This window comes from Lysobacter antibioticus HS124, assembly GCF_000336385.2.
GTDB classification, from domain to species: Bacteria; Pseudomonadota; Gammaproteobacteria; order Xanthomonadales; family Xanthomonadaceae; genus Lysobacter; species Lysobacter firmicutimachus.
The window spans coordinates 1-25,188 of the sequence record NZ_HG424495.1 but is presented as its reverse complement, the minus strand read 5'-3'; the positions used below and the strand labels follow the sequence as shown (position 1 = coordinate 25,188).

At 63.1% G+C, this 25,188-nt stretch carries 11 protein-coding genes; 8 read left to right on the top strand and 3 right to left on the bottom strand.

Annotated elements, in window-relative coordinates:
• The first annotated feature begins 124 nt into the window (after positions 1–124).
• Positions 125–3,145: a TonB-dependent receptor domain-containing protein gene (locus tag TX83_RS10530; protein WP_064747905.1), complete on the top strand. Its 3,021-nt coding sequence runs from the start codon at positions 125–127 to the stop codon at positions 3,143–3,145.
• 385 nt (positions 3,146–3,530) lie between these two features.
• Here the strand turns inward: TX83_RS10530 and TX83_RS10525 are convergent, their stop codons facing one another.
• The 3 genes from TX83_RS10525 to TX83_RS10515 all read right to left on the bottom strand — a co-directional run bounded on the left by TX83_RS10525 (position 3,531) and on the right by TX83_RS10515 (position 5,862).
• Complete coding sequence (locus TX83_RS10525) at positions 3,531–3,986, bottom strand: transposase (protein ID WP_186442577.1); 456 nt, start codon at positions 3,984–3,986, stop codon at positions 3,531–3,533.
• Positions 3,987–4,105: 119 nt separating this feature from the next.
• On the bottom strand, positions 4,106–4,795 hold the full coding sequence (locus tag TX83_RS10520) for a GntR family transcriptional regulator (protein ID WP_064747904.1): 690 nt from the start codon (positions 4,793–4,795) through the stop codon (positions 4,106–4,108).
• A 146-nt stretch (positions 4,796–4,941) separates the two neighbouring features.
• Positions 4,942–5,862, bottom strand: coding sequence for a dihydrodipicolinate synthase family protein (locus TX83_RS10515; protein WP_064747903.1), 921 nt, complete (start codon positions 5,860–5,862; stop codon positions 4,942–4,944).
• Between the two features lie 251 nt (positions 5,863–6,113).
• Here TX83_RS10515 and TX83_RS10510 point away from each other — a divergent pair, with 251 nt between their 5' ends.
• The 7 genes from TX83_RS10510 (at position 6,114) to TX83_RS10480 (ending at position 24,975) form a co-directional block, all read left to right on the top strand.
• Positions 6,114–7,076, top strand: coding sequence for a sulfite exporter TauE/SafE family protein (locus TX83_RS10510; RefSeq protein WP_079248165.1), 963 nt, complete (start codon positions 6,114–6,116; stop codon positions 7,074–7,076).
• 422 nt (positions 7,077–7,498) lie between these two features.
• Positions 7,499–10,522, top strand: a complete 3,024-nt coding sequence (locus TX83_RS10505; RefSeq protein WP_064747902.1) for a TonB-dependent receptor domain-containing protein — start codon at positions 7,499–7,501, stop codon at positions 10,520–10,522.
• Positions 10,523–10,675: 153 nt separating this feature from the next.
• A complete protein-coding gene (locus TX83_RS10500; RefSeq protein ID WP_064747901.1) occupies positions 10,676–12,973 on the top strand; it encodes a S9 family peptidase in 2,298 nt (765 codons plus the stop codon).
• 370 nt (positions 12,974–13,343) lie between these two features.
• Positions 13,344–15,185 carry a right-handed parallel beta-helix repeat-containing protein gene (locus TX83_RS10495; RefSeq protein WP_064747900.1) on the top strand — a complete coding sequence of 614 codons (1,842 nt, stop codon included), beginning with the start codon at positions 13,344–13,346 and terminating at the stop codon, positions 15,183–15,185.
• A gap of 724 nt (positions 15,186–15,909) precedes the next feature.
• Positions 15,910–18,744, top strand: a complete 2,835-nt coding sequence (locus TX83_RS10490) for a collagenase (protein ID WP_079248164.1) — start codon at positions 15,910–15,912, stop codon at positions 18,742–18,744.
• A gap of 264 nt (positions 18,745–19,008) precedes the next feature.
• A complete protein-coding gene (locus tag TX83_RS10485) occupies positions 19,009–21,855 on the top strand; it encodes a collagenase (protein WP_064747898.1) in 2,847 nt (948 codons plus the stop codon).
• A 297-nt stretch (positions 21,856–22,152) separates the two neighbouring features.
• On the top strand, positions 22,153–24,975 hold the full coding sequence (locus tag TX83_RS10480; RefSeq protein WP_222423754.1) for a collagenase: 2,823 nt from the start codon (positions 22,153–22,155) through the stop codon (positions 24,973–24,975).
• The last annotated feature ends 213 nt before the right edge of the window (positions 24,976–25,188 follow it).

Genomic DNA, 25,188 nt, shown 5'->3' with positions numbered 1-25,188 from the left:
CGCACCGAAAACGTAACACCGCTCCTCCCCCCGCCATACCGACTGCGGCCGTCCGGCCGCGGCCCGGGATCGCTGTTGCCTTTCGTCCGCCATCCGCGCCGCAGATCCTGCCAGGAGAGTTCCGATGTTGCCCGCTAGCCGCCGCCCGCGCCGTCAACGCGCCGACCGTCCATCCCGCTATTCCGCCACCCCGTTGTCGCTGGCCTTGGCCGCCGCGCTGTTGGGCCACGCTTCGTTCGCAGCCGCACAGGACGGATCGGCCGACGTCGACAGCGCCGGCGGCTCGGACAAGACCACCGAACTGTCGCGGGTCGAAGTGACCGGCTCCAATATCCGTCGTCTCGATGTGGAAACCGCCTCGCCGGTGCAGGTCATCAGCAAGCAGGACATCGAGAACATGGGCGCGCGCACCCTGCTGCAGGTGCTCGACAATCTGCCGGCCGCGCGTCCGGCGCAGCAGGACTCGCGCTCGCTGTTCACCGGCTCGGACGGCGCCTCGCAGGCCAACCTGCGCGGCCTCGGCGCGCAGGGCACGCTGGTGCTGTTGAACGGCCGTCGCCTGTCCTACTACGGCGCGCCGGCCGGGTTCCAGACCCAGTTCGTCAACATCGACGCGATCCCCGCCGCGGCGATCGAACGCATGGAAGTGCTGACCGACGGCGCGTCGGCGGTGTACGGCACCGACGCGGTCGCCGGCGTGATCAACGTCATCACCAAGCGCAATTATCAGGGGGCGGAGGTCAGCGCCACCACCGACATGTCCTCGCGCATCGATTCCTACGGCGAGCATCAGGCCAGCATCACCGCCGGCTTCGGCGATCTCAACGAAGACCGCTATAACGTCTACGGTTCGTTCAACTTCTATCGCCGCGATGCGATCCCGCTGAGCGACTTCTACGACAAGCGGCCCGATCAGTACTACGTCAACAACCCCAACTATCTGAAGAACCTGCGCCTGGGCACCGGCAGCAAGCCGGGCGAGTTCAACCCCGGCACTTATTTCGCCTTCAACCCCCGGACCGGCGCACGGGTGCAGGAAGCCGCACCGGGCTGCAACAACGTGCTCACCGGCGAAGCCGCCGGCCCGCGTTGTATTTGGCAGACCTGGATGAACAACGAGATCGACGCCGGCGCGCAGACCGAGCGCATGACCGGTTACGTCAACGCTCACTTCCTGCTCGGCGAGACCACCGAAGCCTTCGCCGAGCTGACCTATACCGACATCGACCTGCGCGCCAACGGCGGCACGCCGCGCGCCTTCAGCACCACCACCGGGAACCCGACCAGTTGGTTCTCGCGCGACACCGGCACCACGGTCAACCAGTTCCGCTATCCCTTCCTCGGCCCGAACAACGAGTACAACCGCGCCAGCCCCGAGCTGAAGGCGTTGATGGGCGGCGTGGTCGGCTTGCAGTACTTGCTGCAGGACGCCGGCGGCAACTACTTCGGCCAGCGCAACACCGACAAGAGCTACCGCGGCCTGGCCGGCCTGCGCGGCAGCTTCGGCGACTGGAACTGGGAGACCGCGTTCGCCACCGCCGGCACCCACTCGGTCACCTACCAGACCGTCAACGTCAACCTGGAAGGTTTTCGCAAGGCGTTCGGCCCGTTCACCATCGATCCCGGCACCGGCCGCGTGATCATCTCCGATCATCCCGCGTACAAGTTCGGCGAGATCAGCGAGGCCAACGCGGCCTTGCTGCGCGAGGCGTATCCGACCTTCGATATCCAGTCTTGGACCCGCCTGCACACCCTGGACGGCAAGATCGAAGGCCCGCTGGCCAATCTGCCGGGCGGCGAAATGCGAGCCGCGTTCGGCTTCAACATCAGCCGCGAGACCTTCTATACCCCGGGCAACGAGGACGCCGCCAACGGCCTGATCACCCAGCAGGGCGGATCCTGGTTCGACGGCAAGCGCAACACCTACGCGCTGTTCGCCGAAACCGTCGCGCCGCTGACCGACAAGCTCGAACTCGACGCCGCGCTGCGCATCGACAAGTACCCGAACTTCAATGCCAACCTGGCGCCGAAGATCGGCCTGAAGTATCAGGTGCTGCCGGAGCTGCTGCTGCGCGGCACCTATTCGGAAGGCTTCCGCGCTCCGAGCCTGGCCGAAGCCGGCACCGGCGGCGTGTTCGCCCAGCTCGGCGGCTATCGCGACGAAGTCCGCTGCGCCGAGACCAATGCCATCGCCAACCTGTTGCGCCAGTCGCGTCGCAGCGGCGACGTCGACCTGGGCAACTCGCTGCTCAACGCCGACTGCAGCCGCACTGTGGCGCGCATGACCCAGCCCAACCAGGACCTCAAGCCGGAGAAGGCCAAGATCGCCACCCTGGGCTTTGTGTTCGAGCCGCTGGACTGGCTGTCGGTGTCGGCCGACTACTGGTTCATCTACCGTCGCAACGAGATCGCCGCGCCGGACTACAGCAAGGCCGAGGACATCCTGTCCTCGACCCGTTCGCCGATCACCGATTCCGACCGCGCCGCGGTGGCGGCAGTGGCGGCGATGTGCGCCGACCCGGCCAGCGGCGTGCGCTGTCCGGGCACGCTGCCGGGCTACAGCGTCGGCAACGTCGCCAGCGTCGTCGGCCAGTACAAGAACAAGGGCCGCACCCTGGTCGACGGTTTCGACATCGATGCGCGCAGCCGTTTCTCGCTGGGCGAGTGGGGCAGCCTGAACATCGGCCTGGCCGCCACCATCGCGCGCCGCAAGCAGGCCTATCTCGACGATGAGAACGGCTGGTACTACGGCAACACCATCGGCTACTACGGCAATCCGCGCCTGCGCGCCACGGTCAACGCCGACTGGAACTACCGCCAGTTCACCACCAGTTTCTTCGTCAATTACGTCGGCCACACCAAGTGGGGCTGGGACCGCATCGACGCCGAGGACAACAACGAGGAGACCTGCACCGCCGGCCACCTTGCCCTGCCCGAGGCGCAATGCGACGGTGTGCCGTCGTGGTGGACGGCCAACCTGAGCCTGGCCTGGCGCCCGACCGAGAAGCTCAACCTCGGCGTCACGGTCAAGAACCTGTTCGACCGTCAGCCGTTCTACGACCCGAACAGCTTCCTTGGCGATTCCAGCGACTACGCCAGCATCTTCGGCCGCAGCTACAGCTTCACCGTCGGCTACAAGTTCTGACGGGACCGACCGCGCCGGCTGTCGCCGGCGCGGTCGTGCGGCACGAGGCTGTCCTGCGGATGGGAGCCGAACTGGAAGGACAGGGCCGCTTCGATGCCGGAGCGCGCCGATGGCGAACGGACTTCCAACGGCCTAGCGTCACTGCGCGAGCTACCCGTCGATGCGCCGGTGGAACGCAACGCGACAACGCGGTTTACTCGTCTCGGCCAGTAGCGATCGCACCGCTGGTCGTTCAGGCGGCCGCAAGCCGTCCGCTGCGGCCTGACCGCCACCGAGCCGACAGCGTCGATCTTCGTGCAGCCGCTGTCCCGTTCCGCTATCGCGACAGACGAACCCAAGCTCGATGCGATGGTGCGCCGGCCCGCGGCGGACTGCGTTGTAGCCGTTACATGCCCTGGCTTGGCGATGCGTTGGCCCATGCGGTGGTGGGGAGTGCCTCTTCCGGGCTCGATTGCGCGCGATAACGCTGCACCAGGTCGGCCTTGCGATTGCGGAGCTTGGAGCTGTGTTCTATGTGCAGCCGCACACGCCGCTTCAACGCCGAAGACAGGTCTGAGTCGGCGCCGATAGCGTCGGCGACGGCGTTCCACGCGCCAGCGTTGCGCCAACGAAGGAATCTGGCATAGATCTGCCTGGCCCTGAATTGGTTGGCCGATACGTTGGTCCACGGCCGATCGTCGACCGATACCCAGATGATGGAGTCGACGAACCGCCGATAGTCGGCGCTCCGGTTGCGGGCGCGTATGCCAAGGCGCCTAGGAAGGTTATCCAACACTGCGGTCCATTGCGCGTCGGTCAGGTATGACGGTGGCATAAGCGGTGAGGTTCCGGTCGGCGGCATGGAGTTATCCTTTGGATGCGCAAGCCGTAATCCACGAGCTCCCCGCGATCGCGAATTCATCGTGACGCCGAAACCAAGCGCGCCCGCACCGGAATGCAGAAGGCAAGCTACGCCAGGGTTCAATCGTTCGGTCTGGGCGGCACGCTCGACTTGATAATGGTTTCGTTCTCGAGCAATTGCTGGCGAAGGTCGTGGAGAGTAAGCACGATGTGCTGGGTCAGCTGAAGGCTTACGTTCCTGGCGTCGCGCGCCAGCCAGGCGGCCAACAAGTCCCTATGCTCGCGCAGGGCCCTGGCGTCGCGTCCGACGGGCTCGAGATGCATATGAACATAGCGCTCGGCCAACACGTGCAGGCGTTCCACCAGCAAATACGTGACCTGGCGGTTTCCCGGCCGAACCAACGCCAAATGGAATGCGCGATTGAAGGCCACGGTCTGCTGGGGATCGACCCCGGATATGGCCTCCAGCGCCGCCAAAGCGGTTTTCGCCGTCTCGCTCTCGTCGTCGCTGGCTTCCAGGCAGGCTTGAGCCGCGGCCTCGGGCTCGATCTTCACCCGCAGAGCGAAAACCTCCTCGGCTTCCGCGATCGTCAAGGGCGGAACGTAGTAACCGCGATTGATGCTAGAGCGAAGCAATCCGTATTGCTCCAATCGGGTCAGCGCCTCGCGCAGGGGAATCTTGCTGATGCCGAGTTCGGCCGCCAGCGCCTCCTGCCGGAGCAGGGTCAGCGGCGGCATTCGATTCGACAGGATCCGCTCGCGGATGATCTGGAAAGCCTGCTCGGAAAGAGTGCGGTTCACAATGGTCATGCACCCAGTCTAGCGCAGAGTCTTTGTCCGAAAATCCGCGCTCGGCTCCGGCCGGTTCCGCCGGCCGTACGGCCGAACATGCGGCGCGTTTTTCGCTGCGTGCGGTGGCCAGGCCAGGCCGCGGACATCCCGCGCCGATGGACAGATCAGGCCACGACATCGGACAGGCAGGCGCGCGTCGCCGCGGCCGTTTCCACCAAGCGCTTGACTTCGTTGTAGCGCGCTCCCGTCAACGGCATGCGCGGCATGCGTACCCGCTCGCTGCCGCGGCCCATGATGGTTTCGGCGAGCTTGATGGCCTGCACCAAGTCGTGCGCCGCATCGAGATGGAGCAGGGGCATGAACCAGCGGTAGATGATCAAGGCTTGAGCCAGGTCGCCGCGTTGCACCGCTTTCCACAGCGCCAGCGATTCTTGCGGGAACGCGTTGGTCAGCCCGGAAACCCAGCCGCGGGCGCCCAGCAGCAGCCCCTCCAGGGCGATGTCGTCCAGTCCGGCGAACAGCGCGTAACGATCGCCGAAGGCGTTGTGTATATCGGTAAAGCGACGAGGGTCCGGCGTGCTTTCCTTCAGCGCGACGACGTTCTTTAGGTCCGCGAGGGCGGCCAGGGTGCGCATCGTGACCTCGGCCCGATAGGCCGGGGGATTGTTGTAGAGCATGACCGGCAAGTAGGTGCTGGTCGCCACCGCGCGGAAGTGCGCGACCAGTTCGGCTTCCGTCGGTACGTAGACCATCGCCGGCAAGACCATCAGTCCCGATACGCCTATGTCCTCGGCGGCCCGGGCGAATGCGACCGCACGTGCCGTGGTCAGTTCGCAGACGCCTGCGATGACGGGCACCCGCCCGGCGGCCACTTCTACCGCCGCTGCGAGAACCGCGATTTTCTCGTCCGGTTCCAGCGAGTTGTTCTCTCCGACCGTACCGATCGCTATCAGCCCGTGGACGCCGTCGCGGATCAACGCGTCTTGGACGCGTTGCGTGGCGTCGATATCGACCGACATGTCCGTGGCGAACTGAGTCGTCGCCGCGGGCACCACGCCGCGCCATAGAGAGACATCGCGAATCATCTGCGGGCCTTTTGTTGACAGCTGTCACGGTATATCGTATACAAGATACAAATTTTAGTGTCAAGCGTCGGCGAGGGGCTCACTTTGCGTATCCGTGAAGGGGAATCGGTTCTGGCCAAGCACGAGGCTGTACGCCTGGTGCCGGGGGGGACATCGCTCCGCCACGCACGCGGCCGGAATCCGTCGACGTGCGACGGTAAGCGCGAGCGCAGGCTGGGTTCGATCGCGCTCGATCACCTGCCGCAACCGTCATGGCGGTTGCGGAAGTCGCCGCTTCGGCGTGGCTGCGCTCCTGGTCCGGGCATGCGCTCGGCGAGCGCCGGAGCTGGGCCGTGACGACGATCCTTCTGTTCGCTGCGCTGGGCTTGCTGGCCGTATTGTTCCTGATCGTCTTGACGGCGACCGCTTATCAACGATCCGAACTGCGCCCGAACTATGAAGCGATCGGATTGGGCGCGGCGACGAACTTCTTCGATACGCTGGGCATCGGCTCCTTCGCGCCGACGACGGCGTATCTGAAGCTGCGCAAGCTCGTGCCCGACAGCTACATGCCTGCCGTCCTCAACGCCGGCCATGCGTTGCCGACGCTGGTGCAGGCGCTGGTCTTCATCCATTTGATATACATCGACCCGCTGCTGCTTCTGGGTTGCATCGCAGCGGCCGTGAACGGTGCGCTGATCGGTACGCAGCTGGCCACCAAAGTGGCTACGCGTCATGTGCAATGGATGGTCGGCCTGGCGATGCTGATCGCCGCGGCTCTGTATGCGGCGACCAATCTCGATCTGTTGCCGGCCGGCGGCGACGCGTTCGCTCTCGGCGGCGCGAAGTTCGCGGTCGCCGTGATGGCGCATCTCGTACTGGGCATGCTGATGAGCTTCGGCATCGGCCTGTACGCGCCTTCGCTGGTGATTCTGAGCCTGCTCGGGCTGAGCCCGACTGCCGCCTTCCCCGTGATGATGGGAGCCTGCGCCTTCCTGATGCCGATCAGTGGCATGGGATTCGTCCGCTCCCGGCGCATCGATCTGAAAGTGGTGATTGGGCTGGCGATCGGCGGCGTTCCCGCCGTGATGCTGGCGGCGTACGTGGTCAAGCAACTGCCGTTGGCGGCACTGCGCTGGGGCGTGGTCTCGGTGGCGCTGTACACGGCCCTGCTGCTGCTGCGATCGGCGGCCAAGTCGCGCCGAGTCGCGCGCGTGCCGGCAAGTCCGAATTAAGGACGAGAACCGCCGTGCCTAAGTTATCGCCAGCTTCGCGGATACGACCGGGCCGCAATCGGCTCGGGCCGGCGCCGAGGCGCCGGATCGCATCGTCGGACGCGAGCGTGCTCCGCGGAATCCGTCACGGCGGCCGCGAACGAGGGCTGGGAGTTGCGCGCATAACCGAAAGACATGCGGAAAGCGAGCAATTCGCCCATGGACGGTCATCAGACGGAAAGAGGGCGGTCGCGGCGATCGCGGCCGGCCTCTACCGGTGTACCCGGGTTTCTCCGGTCGTCATGTCGCGCCCCTGGCCGACGTGGCGATCCGTTTTCAACCGCACGGCGCAGGACGTACCGCTGCAAGAGGTCGGAAACCCGCCTTTCGATCCACTCCATCACAGGCTCCGGATGCGGGGCCGGTATCACAGGGGGTAAACGATGTTCATGCAAACCAATCCGCTCCGCGACGCCATCGTAGTCGCGCTGGCCTCGGGCGTTTCCGTCTTCTCCTGCGTGGGTTACGCAGCCGAGCAAGGCGGAAACAGCGGCGTAGAAGCCGAAAAGGCGCCGGTGACGGTCAATCGAGTGGAGGTGACCGGGACCCGATTGCGGCAAGTCGACATGGAGACGGCGCAGCCGGTGACCGTCATCGACAGGCAGAGTATCGAGAAGCAGGGCTTCCAATCGGTGTCGGACATTCTCCAGGCGGTGTCGGCGACCGGCGCGCCGCCGGCGAGTCGAGCCTCTCCGCTGTTGTCGGGCGAAGCGGTCGGCGGGTCGTACGTGAGTCTGCGCAATCTCGGCGCGGCGCGTACTTTGGTCTTGCTCAACGGTCGACGCTTGGGCGTGACCACCGGGGGCTTGGCCGACATCTCGTCGATTCCGGCGGCGATGGTGGAACGCATCGAAGTGCTCAAGGACGGCGCGTCCTCCATCTACGGCTCCGATGCGATTTCCGGCGTCATCAACATCATCACCCGCGCCGACTTCAACGGCGCCAGCATTGGCGGATACATCGGCCAATACAGCCAGGGCGATGGCGGAATCACCAACGCCAACTTCTCCTATGGGCATACCGGCGAGCGCTTCTCGATTGCAGTGGGGGGCGAAATCCGCGACGAGGACAGGGTGGCTGCTAGCGACCGGGAATTCAGCGCGTATCCTCGTTCCAATCTGCATCCAACGGACGGTTGGTCTACCGTCAGCGCCGGCGGCGGTTTCGTGACCTCGGCCACCAACCGCATCCCGGGCATTCCCAACGGGACTCGGGTGGTCCTGCGCGACGGCGGCAATCCGCGCACGCCGGCGGACTATATTCGTCAAGACGTAAACACCGGCAGCTGCGCCGTATCGGCTGGCGCCTCGATCAACGGGTGCGTGCCCGGATCGAGCCGGCACAAGAGCAATCCGAACGCCCAGACGGATCTGCGGACCCCGTTGAAGTCCAAGTCGCTCTTCGTCGACGGCCGGTACCGCTTCAGCGACAGCCTCAGCTGGCGGACCAACCTGTTGTACGGCGAGCGGGACAACGCCCGCAGCACCGCCGGCATGCCCATGCAGGCCGCGTCGTTCGCTCCGACGGTGCCCGGCATGTCGGCCCAGAGCTACTTCAACCCGACCTCCGCGCCCATCAGGAGCTGGTGGCGCCGCACGTGGGAAATGCCCCGGATCACCGAAGGCAACCTGAAGACGCTGCGGGTTTCGAGCGCATTGGAGGGCAGCTTCCAATGGCGCGATCGCTATGTGGATTGGGATGTCGGCGTTCTGTACAACGACAACAAGTCGCGCCATGTGGGCTACGGGAACCTCAATACGCCCAACACGCAGATGGCGGTGGGTCCTTCGTTCCTCAACGCGCAGGGGCGAGTCCAGTGCGGCACGGCGGCCGCGCCGATCCCGTTCAGCGATTGCGTGCCGTTCAACCCGTTCCTGGGATACGGCGTGATCGGCGAAGGCGGTCTGACCGGGAATCCGGAACTGCAGGCGTTCCTGTCGCAGCCGGAGACCGCGCGCGGCGAGACCAAGACCAAGGTGGTATCGGCCAACGTCTCAACCACCGTGTTCGACCTGCCTGCCGGCCCGGTCGGGCTGGCCGCGGGCATCGAACGCCGGGTGGAGTCCGGCACCTTCACGCCCTCGGCGGCGGCGATCGCGGGAACGACGACCGCGCTGGCGGCCGGCCCCACCGGCGGACGGTACAGCGTGAATGAGTTCTACGCCGAAACGGAGATTCCGATTCTGGCCGACAAGCCTTTCGCCAAGGAGTTGACGCTCAATATCGCCACCCGCTTCTCCGACTACGATACCTTCGGCCAGACCACCAACAACAAGTTCGGTTTGAAGTGGCGCCCGGTGGCGTCGTTGCTGCTGCGTGCGACCGTGAACGACGGCTTCCGCGCCCCGACCATCGCCGACCTGTACGGTGGCGGGTCGGACACGTTCTCGGCTTTCACCGATCCCTGCGACACCAGTTTCGGCAGCTCGAGCAGCAACCCGACCACACGCGCCAATTGCGTTCGCGACATGGGCGCGAAGGCCAATACCTTCCGCCAGCTCGCGCAGGGGCTGGTGCCGGCGGGAGCGCCGAATGCGCAGACGCCGGTGGCGTTCAGGTCGGAGTCGAACCCCGGCTTGACCCCGGAGGTGTCGAAGTCGCAGACGATCGGGGCGGTATGGAGCCCGGATTTCCTCGACGGGCTGAACATCGCGGTGGACTGGTGGAAGATGCGTATTTCGCAGACGATCGTCGCCGACAGCCCGACCAACATGCTGGCGGACTGCTACGTTCTGGGCATCCAGAGCCGCTGCGAAGCGTCCGCGGGTTCGTCGTTCACCCGCGACCCGGCGCTGGGGTACGTCAATAGCTTGAAGTTCTCCAGCATCAACGCCGGCTTCCGCAAGGTCGAAGGGTTCGATGTCGATGTCACCTATCGCAAGAAGACCGGATACGGCGACTTCGTCGTCACGTCCAACAGCACCTATACGTCGCGCGATTACTTCGTCAGCACGGACAACCCGCGCATTCCTATCTCGGACGTCGGCGTCACCAGCACGTTCCGGGTTCGCTCCAACCTGAACATCGGTTGGGATTGGGGTCACTTCGGAATCAGCTGGTCCGCCCGCTATTACTCCTCCATGAAGGAAGGCTGCACTTACTTCATCGCCGGCGTGAGCGATCCCCACTTGGAATGCAGCGAAATCCGCCTGGCGCCGACCGGGAGCCTGCCGGGGCAGGGGACGGTCACGCAGATCCAGCGCCGGAACCGCCACGGGTCGACGACTTTCAACGATGTCCAGTTCCGCTGGAACACCCCCTGGGACGCATCGGTCGCACTGGGCGTCAACAACGTCTTCAAGCGCTATGGACCGGTCATGTACACGCAGCCGAGCTCGAACGTTTCCTACTACGGCGGCTTCGATGTCGGTCGCTTCGTCTACCTGAAGTACACCCAGAGGTTCTGAGCGAGCGAAAGCTCGGCCGTTCCGCGGGGAGGCGTTCCGAGCCTCCTTGCGGAACGGCAGTCTCGTGGGGCCGTTCTCAGTTCACCGGAGCGCATGAGCGCTTTCGTGCTGCGAGTCGGCCGAAGCAATCCAATAGCTGAGGAACGTCCGTCAATGCGATTCATCGCCAGCTTCGACCCGAGGTCCGTAGCCGCGGCGCTTGCGTTGCTCGCCCTGTCGCCCGTATCCGCCGGAACTCCGGGCGATGCCGACGCCTGGGCGCTGCGCTATGCCGAGTTCGACAAATACGTGCCCGAGCGGGAAGGGGAATGGATCGTCGATCTGGACATGGGCGCGATTTTTGCCGGCGGCGGCAGCGACGTCGTCTTCCACAAAGGGCCCAAGCGCAGTGGCGAAGTCCGGCTGGCGAGTCCGCAGACGCAGTCGAGCAGGGTGCTGGTCGGCGACGGCGCGCTGCGCGCGTCCCTCGCCGCGGCCGGAGCCTTCTCCGACAGGAACGAGGCTGTCGGCATCCAGGACTATCTCGGCAAAAGCGGTGCGTTGATAGTCTCGGTAGGCGACAAGCGCTGGAGATACGACCTGGCGAGCGGAAAAGCATCCAGGGAGCCCGATGCCCGCGTTCAAGGCGTGCTCTCGCCGGATGGGAGGTTTCGCGTGATCTCGCGGGACTTCAACCTGGTGCTGGTGGACACGGGCTCAGGGCGGGAAGTGCCCCTGACCTCCGACGGCAGCCATGACCGCAGATACGGAATTAATTATCCGCGACTGGGCTATCAAGTGAAGGCGGGCATGGAGTCGCCGCCGATGACGGTCGAGGCGTACTGGTCGCAGGATTCGTCGACCCTGTTGACCCACCGTCTCGACCGCAACCAGGCGACTTTGCACGAAGGCGTACAGCCTCGGCCGCCGGGCGGCGGCGGCCCCAAGCGATTCCGTTACGTCTATCCGACCGCTGGCGCGGCGAAATTGCCCCTGTTCCGTCCGCTTCTGATCGATGTCGCGTCCCGGACCACGAAGCTGCTCGATGTGCCGGCACAGGAATTGTTGTTTCCGATATCGCCGTCTCTGAGTTGGCAAGGCGGTCGTGTTCACTACCAGTGGACGCGACGAGGCTACGGCGAATTGAAGCTGATCGAGGTGGACCCGGCCAGCGGCAAGGCCGTGACTCGCATCCGTGAGGCGATGCAGCCGAACGTGACTGCGACCGCCACTTCGATCCGGTCGGCGCCCGCGTTGGGCGGTGCGCTGCTGATCTCCGAGCGCAGCGGCTGGGCCCAACTGTACCTGATCCGGAACGGCGACCCGGTCGAGGGCGGCAGGCGCCTTACCCAGGGCGCCTGGGAAGTGAGCGAGGTGTTGCACGTCTCCGACGACGACGTGCTGGTGAGCGGCGTCGGTCGCGAGACCGGCGTGAATCCCTATTTCAGAATGCTGTATCGGGTGGGGCTGGACGGCTCGATCGTCAATCTGACGCCCGAGCCTCTCGATCATCGAGTGACCGTGTCCGAAGACGGGCGCTGGTTCATCGACCGGATGTCGAGTCCGACTCAGCCGACCCGGACCTTGCTGCGCAGTACGGCGGATGGGCGGATAGCGATGGAGCTTGGACGCGCCGATCCGAGCGCGATGACGGCCAGCGGGTTCACGCCGCCGGAGGTATTCGAAACCCTGGCCGGAGACGGCAAGACCACGCTGTACGCGATGATCTACCGGCCCAGCCGGTTCGATCCAAGCCGCCGTTATCCGGTGATCGATCATCTCTACACCGGTCCGAACACGCACCGGTTCCGCGAGAACTACGAACGCAATGTGTCGGGCATGGCGACGGCGCTCGCCCAGCTGGGCGCGGTGGTGGTCACCATCGACGCACGCGGAACGTCGCAGCGGGGCCGTGCATTCCGCTTGCCCTCTTACAGGAACCTTACCGGGGTGGGCATCGAAGATCACGTGCGCGTCTTGAGGGCGATGCGCGACAAATATCCCTATCTCGATCTGGATCGGGTCGGGGTCATCGGCGGATCGGCCGGCGGCTACGATGCGTTCCGGTTCATGGCCCATCGTCCGGACGTATTCAAAGTCGGCGTTTCCCAGTCCGGGAACCACGACCTGCGGCTGGACAAGGCCTGGTGGCCGGAGGCCTGGATGGGGCTGGCGGACGATGCCGATTGGGCCCGCAACTCCAATCTCACTTATGCCGACAAGCTGCAAGGAAAACTGCTGCTCGTGCATGGCGACATCGACGACAACGTTCCGTTGGAGAGCACGCTGGCGCTCTCGCGCGCATTGGACCGCGCTGGGAAGGCGCACGAGACCGTGGTTTTGCCCAACGTCGGACACCAGATCACGGGCCCGGCATTCAACGATCTGGTCCGGAGCTTCTTCAAGAGAGAGTTGTTGGATCCGGAGCCCGATGGTCGGGCCGCAAGGCAAGAACGGGATCGATCCATGTAAGGGCAGGTTATGCGAAGGCTCGGCATGCGTGGAGTCGTCGGATTCCTTTGCGGCCGCGCGCCTGCGCCGCCCGGTTCTGCCTCGAAAACGGTTTCCGGCGTCGCCTCGCTTGCCGGGCGGCCTGCGGTGGTTCGCACTCGTGCCGACAGGGGACAGAGCCCGTCTTTAGCTGCTGTACGGGCCCGCAGAGCGGCAATCTCACCAAGCTTAACGTTGGCTTAATCGAGCCGGCCGGCCCGTCACAGGCATTTCTATTGTCCATTCAACAGCACTGCGTCGGACCGACGTCGGCGCCGGCCAGTGCTTCTTCGGGGAGTCACGCTGCCCGGGCTTAGAGCGCCGGTCTGTGGCCTTTCCAAGGGATATCGATATGTTTTTTCGCTTGCGGCCCGCTTCTCTCACTCGTCGCTCGGCAACCGTAAGCGACGGCGCCGACGTTTGCGCCGGTGGCTCCTCCCGTGGTCGCCGTTGCTTCCGCGGCGTCTGCATCGGGGCGGCGATCATTCCGCTTTCGCTCTGGGCGGGGGCGGCGCTGGCTGCGACCTATACGGTCACAGGCTTGAGCGATGTCGCCGGAACCTGTTCGGGCACCAGCCCCAACTTCAGCTGCACGACGCTGCGGGCGGCGATCTTGGCCGCGAATCTGACCACGACGGTGGACGACACCATCGTCTTCAGCGGATCCGGCACGGTCAACGTCACCGCCCCCGGACTGCCGGCCATCACCGACACGGTAGTGATAAACGGAGGCGGCGACATCGTCTTGAACGGAGGCGGGGGGAGCTTCGTTGGCCTTTCATTTTCGGCGACGGCCGCGAACAGCCAGTTGCTGAACATCGGCGTTACCAACTTCGCTCAGCCCGCCGTGACGGCTAGCGGCGTGACCAATATGGTCATCAGCGGCAACGATATTTCCAGCCCCGGCACTGGTTTCGACGCCATTCGTTGCCTCGACAGCGACAACTGCACGGTGACGAACAACACGATAACCAACGGCAACTACGGAATCAGCATCTATAACACCGGTTCTATCGCGGGCTACAACGCGACGGTAAGCGGCAACGTGATCCGAGGCTCGAACTTCGGCATCGGCCTGGCCAGCGTCTCCAACGTAACGGTGAGTTCCAACGACATCTCGGGCAGCAGGCTCGCCGGTATCCGATTGATTCCGCAGTTCGGCGGAGCGGGGGGCTTCACGCAGAACAACACGATTTCCAACAACACGATCAGCGCAAATCTCGGCGCAGGCATCGTTATGGACGGAGGAAACTTGGCGGTCGCCACTCAAGTCGCCGCCAACCGCATAGAGAACAACACGATTTCGAACAACGGCGGCGCTGGCATAACGATGGTGGGGACCGCATTGGGGTCGGTCGTTCAGAACACCATCACAGCGAACACCATCACCGGAAACACAGGCGCGGGCGTCCAGGCAACCGGCGCCACCGCCGGGAACAACGCGATCGTCGCCAACACCAATCTCTCCGGGAACGGTGGGCTCGGCATCGATCTGGGCGCCAACGGCGTCACTCCCAACGATGCCGGCGACGCGGACACGGGGCCGAATCAGTTGCAGAACTTCCCGGTACTGGCTGGGATCGTCGGCTCCACCGTGCACTTCACCTTGGACACGGCCGCGAACGCCAATGGCTATCGCATCGACTTCTACAACAACCCGGGTGGCTTGGACCCCACGGGGTTCGGAGAAGCCCAGGTTTGGCTGGGCTCGTGTTCGGTCGCCAGTCCCAGCGCCACGATCCCAAGCAGCTGCACGATCGCCGGAGTCGCGCCCGCTACCCTGCGGATGACCGCAACGCGTTGCCAGAATGCAGGCTGCGCGGAGACCGCCACCACCTCGTTCGGCGCGACCTCGGAGTTGAGCGGCCCGACCTCCGTCGATCTGCGCATCAGCAAGACCAATACGCCCGCCTCGGGGGCGAGCGATCTGGCAGGCGACACGCTCAACCGCGGCCAAAGCACCACCTACAGCATCGTGGTGACCAACGCCGGTACGAATTCGGTCATCGCTGCGGTACTGCGCGATCCGGCGGCGAGCCGCACGGGGCTGACATGTACGACGCCTCCCGTATGCAGCGGTGCCGCCTGTCCGGTCTCGCCTATTTCTCTGGCAGCGCTCGATGCCGGCATCGCGCTCGGGACGCTGGTCGCCGGCGCAAGCGTAACGGTGACCTTGTCGTGCACGGTCAACTGAGCCCGGCGGCAGCCCGCGGCGCAGGGCGGCCGCCAGGACGAAAGCACGGAAGCGATTCGACGACTTGGCGCGAGGTCGCCGGCCTCGGTACCTGGTCGGAGACACGGTGCGATGAGGGAGGTTTCGAGTGTGTCTTGCAGCACTCGGGACGTGCCTGATATCGATACGTATACGTTATACGAATGGCGACTCGGTCGCCGGAATTTGAGGGGGCGGCATGGCACATCGGACATCGGCGGGGCGGATGACGTGGGGGCGGCCGGAACATAGCTCCGATGCTTTGCCGATCCGCAGCAGCGGCAGTCGCTCCAGAAGACGTCCGTTTGCGGGCGCGGCGGACGGATGCTCCGTGGAGTCGATGCCGGTCGGAAAACGCGCGGACGTTGCGGCGCCTGGAACCGGTGGCGCACGCGATGGCTTGCTCCGATACCGGCCGCTCACTGCTGTCCGTGGCTGCGCCCAGGGACTTGGCCGCTGTTCGCCTCCGTTGGGGCGGCGCCGCTGCCGCGGCGGTTTCCTCACGCGCATCTGGAAGGAGGCCATTGCCTATCGACGATGAGCGTTCCTGCAGCGATCGCGCCGACGAGTAGCCGATAAGGCCTGGTGCGATCGATCGCAATCACTGCGGTTTTCAAGCGCCATGGAACCGACCGAAACACGTTACGCATGGAAGTTGCGCATTCGAAGCCGCATCACCGTTGCAGAAGCATGTAAGGGGTGAAACATGTCGCTTGAACGTATCAGAAGAAAGGGGCTGGTTTGCACCGCGATAGCCGCCGTGGCGGCGATATCGCTGCTCGGCGCCGAAGCGGACGGAGGAGTGGGGGGCGTCGGATCGGTCTTTTCGCGCATCGCCGAGACTCTGAATCGCAGCGGTGAACAGTTGGCCGCTGCATCGTCGATGGACAGGGCAAAGACATCAGGACAGCGCGCTACGGCAGCGACCGTCGGAGGAGACGATCGAACGGGCGTTCGCCCGGCCGGTACAGGCGATGGGGCCTCCGATCAAGCGCAGGCTTGGCGCAGAAGGATGGAAGCGGCGCGCCTGTCGCCTTTGACGCCCGAGATGCAACTGAGCTCGCTGCACGGCCAGAGCGGTGTGATCACCGACCCGGCGCAGATCGCGCCGCAAATCGATCCCGCGCTGATCCGGTTGGCCACCGACTACAACAATCCCCTGCAGCCGGGGCAGGAAGTGTTTCCGCGTCCTTCCCGTCGCTTTGAAGAGGGCGCTTCGGCCACGTCAGGGAGCATCGAAGGGGCCGCCGGCGCCGATGGGAGCGCAACGATCCAGGCCGAGTCGGAGTGCGGCGATCCGACGCAGTTCGTAAGCGTCGATGGTGACGAACTGGTCTCTCGCGTTAAAGCTTATGGCCTGCGTTGCTACAACATGCTGACGGGCTTGAGCGATTCGGATACAAGTGCGACATTCGCCGAGTCGAAGATGGTTGCCGTGGCGAATGCGATGGCGGCCGAAGCGGTCAACTACGACGGGACCAATAGCAGCGGCATACTGGGGTTGATGAGGTTCCTGAACACTGGATACTTCGTCAAGTTCCAGGGGCGGCCGGTGGGTCCGTACGGCCAGGAGACGACGAACGCTCTTCGTGCGGCCCTCGATGCGTTCTCGGCCGGTGCCAATTTCGCCCTGGTGAACAACGAGCACGGCGAAATCCTGAGCCAATACCTCAATCTTATCGAAGCTTCCGATCAGACCGTCTACAAGATCGGCGTATACAAGGACTTGTACGCGCGCTACTCCATAAGCTGGAGGCAGTACGAGTGGATGAGTTGGGCGGTCGACACGACATTCCTCGCGCTTTGGCGCGCCCATACCGATGAGAAGAATGCGTTGGTGTCGATGATTCAATCGGACACCTCGATCATTTCGGATTTGAGAAGCTTCGCCAACCGAAATTTCGCCAACCTCTACAACGAGGACTACTACAAGGTGGAAAACGCCGCGCGGGAAATGGCGCGTTTCCTACAGTACAGCGGCGCCGCCAAGTCGGAAGCCTCGTCAGGAATCAAGGAACTTGTCGCCAAATCATCGCCAGCTGTCGGGTCCCCTACGGCCGGAATCTGGGTGGGGGTAGCCCAATTTGTGTCTTGGTTTGACGCCGCCAATTGCTCGGCATATGTCACATGCAACATGAAGGAAAGGCTGATGGCTGAAGTTCTGCCGAGTACGCATGTGTGCAGCCCGACCCTGAAGATCCGAGCGCAGTCGATGCTGGCAGCCGAGCTGGAAGCGACCTGCTCGGAGTTGACGGGGCAAGAGAGCTTCTTCCACGGAAAGCTATACACGAGAAACGTTCCTGTGGCTGGCGACAACAACGCGTCGCTGGAGCTCGTGGTGTTCAACGACTATCGCGCCTACACGACTTATGCCGGGGCGATGTTTGGTATCGACACAAGAAACGGAGGCATCTATATCGAGGGGAACCCGTCCGCCGCCGGAAATCAGGCGCGTTTCTTCGCTCACGAGGCGCAGTGGGAAAAGCCGAAGTTCTCGATTTGGAATCTCAACCATGAGTACGTCCACTACCTGGACGGCCGTTTCGATCGCTACGGAGACTACGGGCTCAGTGTCAAGTACAAGACCGTTTGGTGGATCGAAGGCTTGGCAGAGTACATCTCGCACGAATACATGAAGACCGGGTCGCCCAAGGCGATCGCGGAAGCCAAGCTTGCGACCTATCCGGTCAGCACGATCTTCCAGAACGACTACGCGAGCGGCAACAACCGGGTCTATAGCTGGGGATACTTGGCAGCGCGCTACATGTTCGAGCGGCAGCGTGGCTCAGTCACTTCGATCTTGTCGTACTTTCGGCCTGGAGACTACGCGGGCTATGCGGTCCTCATGGACGGCATCAGAACCAACGCGAACTACGACTACGACTACGATTTCCGTTGGTGGCTGGGTTGTGTCGCCGATGTGACGGCGTCCCGCTGCGCCGGAAACAAGGCGCCGGTGGCGGACTTCAAGTCGATCGACAGCGGCCTCACGGTCCAGTTCATGGACTACTCCACCGATGTCGACGGCCACATTGCCTCGCAGTCGTGGTCGTTCAGCGACGGTACCTCGGCAAGCGGACCGATGCCCATCAAGCGCTTCGCATTGCCGGGTTCCTACAGCGTCACTTTGACCGTCGTCGACGACAACGGTATGGCGCAGAGCAAGACGCAGTCGATTACCGTCGCTGAGCTGCCGACCTGCGCCGACCCGGACGTGCGGCGTATGCGTCAGGATTGCAAACGGACCGTGGCGACCAATCCTAGCGCAGCGTACTTCTACGTGACGGTTCCGAAAGGGGTCAAACAGCTGCGGATTACGCTCGCCGATGGAACCGGGGATGTGGACCTATTCGCGATGGCCCCGCTTTCGACGACGTGGGCAGGACCGAGTGCGTATACGCATCGATCGACCAATCAGGGGAATGGCGAGTCGATTCTGATCGACCGTCCCATGCCCGGCGATGTCGCGTTGATGGTGCGCAACGGTGCGTCGGTCGCAGCCATGGGGGCGACGATTACGTCCCAGTTCGTAATGAATTGAGCTGTCGGATGGGGGCGTTGAGTCGCCCCCGTCCGTTTATCGCACCCGGCGCAAGCGACGGGTGCGGAAACGGCTCTTTTCAAGGGTCCAGTTCATCGTCCGATACACGGCATGGTGCCTATTCCGCGGGGCATCGCGTCGCTTCTTCTGTCGCGGTCCGCTGCAATCGTCGCGGTCTATGCGCTTGGCAATCAGCGAAACAGGTGCGCCGAACGAAATTTGCGCAACCGGCCGTATCGCCGTTGTTGAAATGGGGGGTAAGTCATGTCGTGGACAGGCTCGGGTAGGAAATTGTCGGCTGGCGGCGTTGCCGTGGCCGTGGTTGCGCTTTCGATGCTGGGGGCGGGCGTCGCGGACGAGCGAACCGGAATCGCCAAGGCCATTGTGCACGCTGCCGGCACGCTCGTGGGTCTCGGCGACGATTCGGGCGCAGAGTCGGCCGAAGCGCACACGCAGTCGCGCAAGGCGCGAGAAGTCGCCGATACCGCTGGCGACTTCGATCATGCAAGCGGATTGAAAACAGGCGAGGGGCAGTCCGCCCCGATGGCCTATGCGTTGGCGCAACGGGGCGGGAGGCGGGCGAGCTCGCTTCCGCCGCCAACATTGGCGGCAGAGCTGAGTGCGCTGCATTCGCGTCGCGATCCCGCAGCGACGTTGGATGACATGGAGCCGCAATTGGACCCGACGCTGATCGCTCTGGCTTCGGACTACAGCAATCCCTTGTCGCCGGATCAGGACATCTATCCGCGCCCCTCGCGTCAACTCGAAAAGGCGGCCTCCGTCGACGGAGCGCCTGGCGCCGAAGGCGCCGCAGCCGCCGGGGAGGAAGAGGCTTGCGATCCGACCCAGTTCGCGAGCCTGAGCGGAGGCGAGCTTGTGGCCCGGATCAAGGCCACCACCATTAAATGCCTGGGACGGCTGCAACAACTCAGCGATTCGAACATCAGTGCGACGTTCCCAGAGTCGAAGATGATGGCCGTGGCGAATGCCATGGCTGGCGAGGCGGTCGGCTACGACGGAACCAACAGCAGCGGCATCTTGAATCTGATGACCTTCTTGCATACTGGTTATTACCTCAAGCACTACAACAGGCCGGTAGGGGTATATGGGCCTGAGCTGAAGACGGCCTTCAGGTCGGCGCTGGACCGGTTTTCCGGCAACGCTAATTTCACTCTGGTCAACGATGCTCATGGCGAGATCCTGACTGAGTACATGGTGCTGATCGACAATGCGCACGAGGTGACTTACAAGCTTGCTGTGTACAAGGATCTGTACTCTCGTTACACCGGGATTTGGGGGAGTCAGTCCAATGCCAGCGCTTGGGCCAACTATGCCTGGATGCAGCGGGCGGTCGACGTAACGTTCGGCGCGTTGAGTCGCGTGCATCTGTTCGAAGCCAGTGAGATGGCTTCGCTGGCTCAGACGGATGCCTCGATCGTCAACGCGCTTTACGATTTTGTCCACCGGAACTTCGCCGCGCTGTACTCGGACAAGTACTACGTGGTCGAAAATGCGGCGCTGGAAATGGTCAGGTTCCTGAAATACAGCGGTGCCGCCAGGACGGAGTCATCGGCTCGGATCAAGCAGCTGATTGGGCGTTCATCGCCCGCATTCGGTTCGGCGACCGCAAAGCTGTGGCTGGTTTCTGCTCGATCAGTGGAGGAAAGCGACAGGGCCAACTGCTCCGCATACGGGGTCTGCAATTTCCGTGAATCCGTCATCGCCCAGGTGTTTCAGCCGGTCCATATCTGCAGCCCGACGCTGAAGATCCGCGCGCAATCCATGCTTCCGTCCGAGTTGGCTGAGACCTGCGCGCAGCTTGCAGGCATCGAGAGCTACTTCCACGACAGGCTCAGGACCGGGAAGGTTCCGGTAACGGACGATAACAATGCCGTGCTGGAGTTGGTCGTGTACGACAGCCGGCGTATGTACACCACCTATGCCGGCGTTCTGTACAGCGCCCCCACGAACAATGGCGGCATCTACTTGGAGGGAGATCCTGCGAGACCGGGCAACCAAGCCAGATTCCACGCTTATGAGAATGTGCGGCCGGAAGAGAGGCCGAAGTTCGATATTTGGAATCTCTATCACGAATACGTTCATTACTTGGATGGGCGATTCGACATGTATGGCAATTACGCGCTCGGCACAACCGCAAAGACAGTGTGGTGGACCGAAGGTTTGGCCGAATACATGTATCACGACTACACCAAGGTCGGGTCGTCGCTGGCGGTAGCGGAAGCGAAGCTGGCGACCTATCCGATCAGCACGATATATCAGAACGTTTATGGCGTAGGGGACGCCCGGGTGTACGGCTGGGGATATCTGGCGGCACGCTATATGTTCGAGCGGCAACGCCCCTCGGTGGATTCGATTCTGTCCTACCTGCGTCCCGGCAAGTATGCCGGTTACACGAATTTCATGACCAGCATCGGCACCAGCAACGATGCCGACTTCCGTTCGTGGTTGACCTGCGTGGGCACGGTCGACGCCGAAGGGTGCGCAGGCAATCAGTTGCCGAGCGTCGCTTTTCGAAAGGTTTCCAGCGGGCTGACGGTTCAGTTCATGGACTATTCCACCGACGCCGACGGCCACATCGCCTCTCGGACCTGGTTCTTCAGCGACGGAACGACGGCCAAAGGGCCGCGGCCGGTCAAGCGGTTTGCCGTTGCGGGCACGTACGAGGTCAGCCTGACCGTCGAGGACGATAACGGAGGCAAGCGCAGCACTACGGGAACCGTCACGGTATCGGCTCTCCCGTCTTGCCCCGACGCGGACGTCCGGCGTTTCAGCCAGGACTGCGAACGCAGCTTCGTTACGAATCCAGGGGGCGCCTATTTCTATGTGAAAGTTCCGGCGGGCGTTAAGCAGGTCCGCCTCACGGTGAGCGGCGAAGCGGGAAATGCCGATCTTTACGTCATGCCTCCTAACAATGGGCCCTGGGCCAGCCAGTACAGGTTCATGCACAAATCCGTCATGGACGGCAGCGGCGAAGCGATCCTGATCGATCGTCCAGCCGTGGGCGACCACACGGTGATGATCCATAACAACTCGGTTACCCCATCAACGCCGGTGGCCGGCGTTATTACTGCGCAGTTTTTGATGAACTGAAAAGACCGCACGAAAACGAGCGAGGCGACGATGCCTCGCCCGCGGCGTCACATGGGTAGGGGCGGGGCTGCGCGCTTTACAAGCTAAGCATCGCCATCGAAGCCTGTGAGTGTATCCCTTTCGATTCTGGCGGGTGGGATCCGCTTATTCGCGAACGCGAAACGAGTCGCGGCCCGAGCGCGTTATAGGCAGCTAAGCCGAACGGTACGAGCAAGGACGTCGAGCAGCCAGTGCCGCATCACAGCAGCAGTCGTTGATATGAGGTGATTCATGTCAGTTGGGAAAACGAAGGGCAGAGTGGCGGCCTGCACCGCGATAATCGCGGTGGCCGCGCTCTCGACGATGGGGGGCGGGGCGTCCGGCGAAAGCAATGCGCTGATAGCAGCAATTTCGCGCGCAACCGCAGCGCTGACGGGGCGCGACGCAGGGTCGGTTGGTACGGTCGATAGTGCGCCCAGCCATCACGCTGCCGACCGGCCCGTTTACGCAAGCGCTGGAAAGAATCCCCGTCGCGACGGTATGTCCGGCGACGGAACCGGTCCGGGCGAAAGGGCGTCGCACGATCCCGACCGGGCGCGTTTCGATCCTCGCCGCGGCCCGACAGGCACGTTGGAGATGGAGCTGAGCATGATGCACAGCCATCGCGAAACCACGGAGCTGACGGACCGTGGGCCGCTGGTGGATCCGGAACTGGTGCGGTTGGCTTCCGACTACAATCACCCGTTACAACCGGGGCAGGAGCTGCGCTCGCGCCCTTCGAAGCTGCTTGAAGAGGCGGCCCGGGCCGAATCGGAACGGGCCGAAGGCCCAGCGGGAGCCGGAGCAGAGCTGGCCGCGACCACGACCGCCACCGAAACCTGCGATTCGGCGCAGTTCTCAAACGCAAGCGGCAGTGAACTGGTGTCGCGGATCAAGGCTACCAGCATCGACTGCTTAAGTACCTTGTTCAACCTGACCGGAACGGCTGCGGGAGCGACCTTCCCGGAATCGAAGATGGTGACTGTCGCCAACGCGATCGCGAGCGATTCGGCCGGGTATGACGGGACCAACAGCACCGGCATCCTGAACCTGATGCACTTCATGCAGGCTGGGTACTACGTGCAGTTCTACCAGAAGCCTTCGGTCGGGGAGTACGGGGCCGGCTTGACCGCGGCCATTCGTAGCGCGTTGGATAAGTTCTCGGCCAACGCCAACTTCAAGAAAGTAGACGATGCCAATGGCGAAGTGCTCGAAAAGTACTTCATCCTGATCGATAGCTCGAACTCCGTAACGTACAAGCTCGCGAGCTTCAAGGACATGTATGCGCGGTACGGCAACGCATGGAATCAATACCCGAAGATGCGAGATGCGCTCTACCGCACCTTCTTAGTCTTGTTCAAGAGGAACAAGACTGGCAGCGAGCTAGGGCAGTACGTTCAGACCGATACCTCGATCATTACCTCGCTTCACGGCATGATCGATCGAAATTTCGTCGTTCTCTATAACAATAGCTATTACTATCTGATGCAGAGTGCGACGAGGGAGATGGCGCGCTTCATGCAGCACAGCGGCGCTGCCGAGGCCGAAGCAGCGTCCCGGGTGAAAAGCCTGTTGGCGAAATCGTCGCCAGCGACGGGGTCGGCGAGTGCCGGAATCTGGCTGGAGTTAGCTGCTGCGGTAGGCTACTACGACGCCGCCAATTGCTCCGCGTATAGCACCTGTAACTATAAGGAAATCGTAGCGGCCGAGGTTCTCCCCAGTACTCATGTATGCAGCCCCACCTTGAAGATTCGGGCGCAGTCGATGCTTGCGTCCGAGCTGGCCGCGACCTGCGCCGAACTGGCCGGGGAGGAGAGTTTTTTCCATTCCAAGCTGAAGACGAACAACGTGCCGGTGGCCGACGACAACAACAGCGCGTTAGAGGTCATCGTCTTCAATAGCAAGAGGCAATACGACACCTACGGCGGCCCGCTGTTCAAAATCGATACCAGTAACGGCGGCCTCATGATGGAGGGAGACCCCTCAGCTTCTGGGAACCAGGCTCGCTTCTACGCGCACGAAGCGCAATGGGACCTGCCGAAGTTCTCGATATGGAACCTGAACCACGAGTACGTCCATTATTTGGACGGGCGTTTCAATCGGTACGGTGACTTCAGCGCATCTACGGCATATAAAACGGTATGGTGGATCGAGGGTTTGGCCGAGTACGTGTCCCGTGAGTACATGAAGGTTGGGTCGCCCGGAGGAATTGCAGAAGCCAAGCTGGGTACGTATCCGCTGAGCGCCATTTTCCAGAACGACTATAAGAGCGGAAATGTGCGGGTTTATAGCTGGGGCTATCTTGCCGTGCGCTATATGTTCGAGAAGCGGCCTGGACAGGTAACGTCCATTCTGTCCTACCTGCGCCCTGGCAATTACAGCGGTTACACCAGTTTCATGAACAACATCGGCACCTCGCTCGATGTCGACTTCAAGAATTGGCTGACTTGTGTCGGATCGGTTAACGCATCGGGCTGCCCGGGAAATCAGCTTCCGACCGCGGGGTTCCGATGGATTGGCAGCGGCTTGACGGCTCAGTTCATGGACTATTCGACCGATGTCGACGGAAGCATCGCTTCTCAGGCCTGGTCTTTCAGCGATGGCACCACCGCATCCGGCCTGTTGCCCGTTAAGCGATTCGCCGCAGCGGGAACCTATGGAGTAACGCTTACGGTCGTCGACGACAACGGCGGTTCTCGCAGTATGAAGGGATCAGTGACGGTTTCGGAGTTGCCCGCTTGCACGGATCCGGATACACGGCGCTTGGGCCAGAACTGCAGGCGGACTGCGACCACGGTTCCGTGGAGCGGTACTTACCGGGCGCCGTTCTATGTGACTGTTCCCGCAGGCATCAAGCAGCTGCGCATCACGCTCGGCGGCGGAACCGGCGAGGCGGACCTCTATGCCTTGGGGCCGTCTTCCATCTACCCGTCTTCCGGCAACTGGGTAAGCCAGACCGAGTATATGTACCGTTCCATCAAGCCAGGCAACGGCGAATCGATCCTGATCGACCGGCCTGTGCCTGGCATGCATACCTTAGCGGTGTTCAGCACCGGCGTGGCGAGCGGTATGACCATCACCTCGCAGTTCGTTACTGACTGATCGTTGCGACAACGAAGTGGGGCGTCGCGGCTGCGGCGCCCCGCTTTCGGGAATCCTCGAGAGACGAAGCGCGGTTCAAAGGCGTGCGCCGTCGCCTGTATTACTCATCGGCGCGTTCACTACACGAAACCACCACTTAGACGAACCGGCCCAAGCGCTGCGCATGCGGCGTTTTTTCTGGGCCGCACTGGAGACTGCAATGCGTATCGGCGT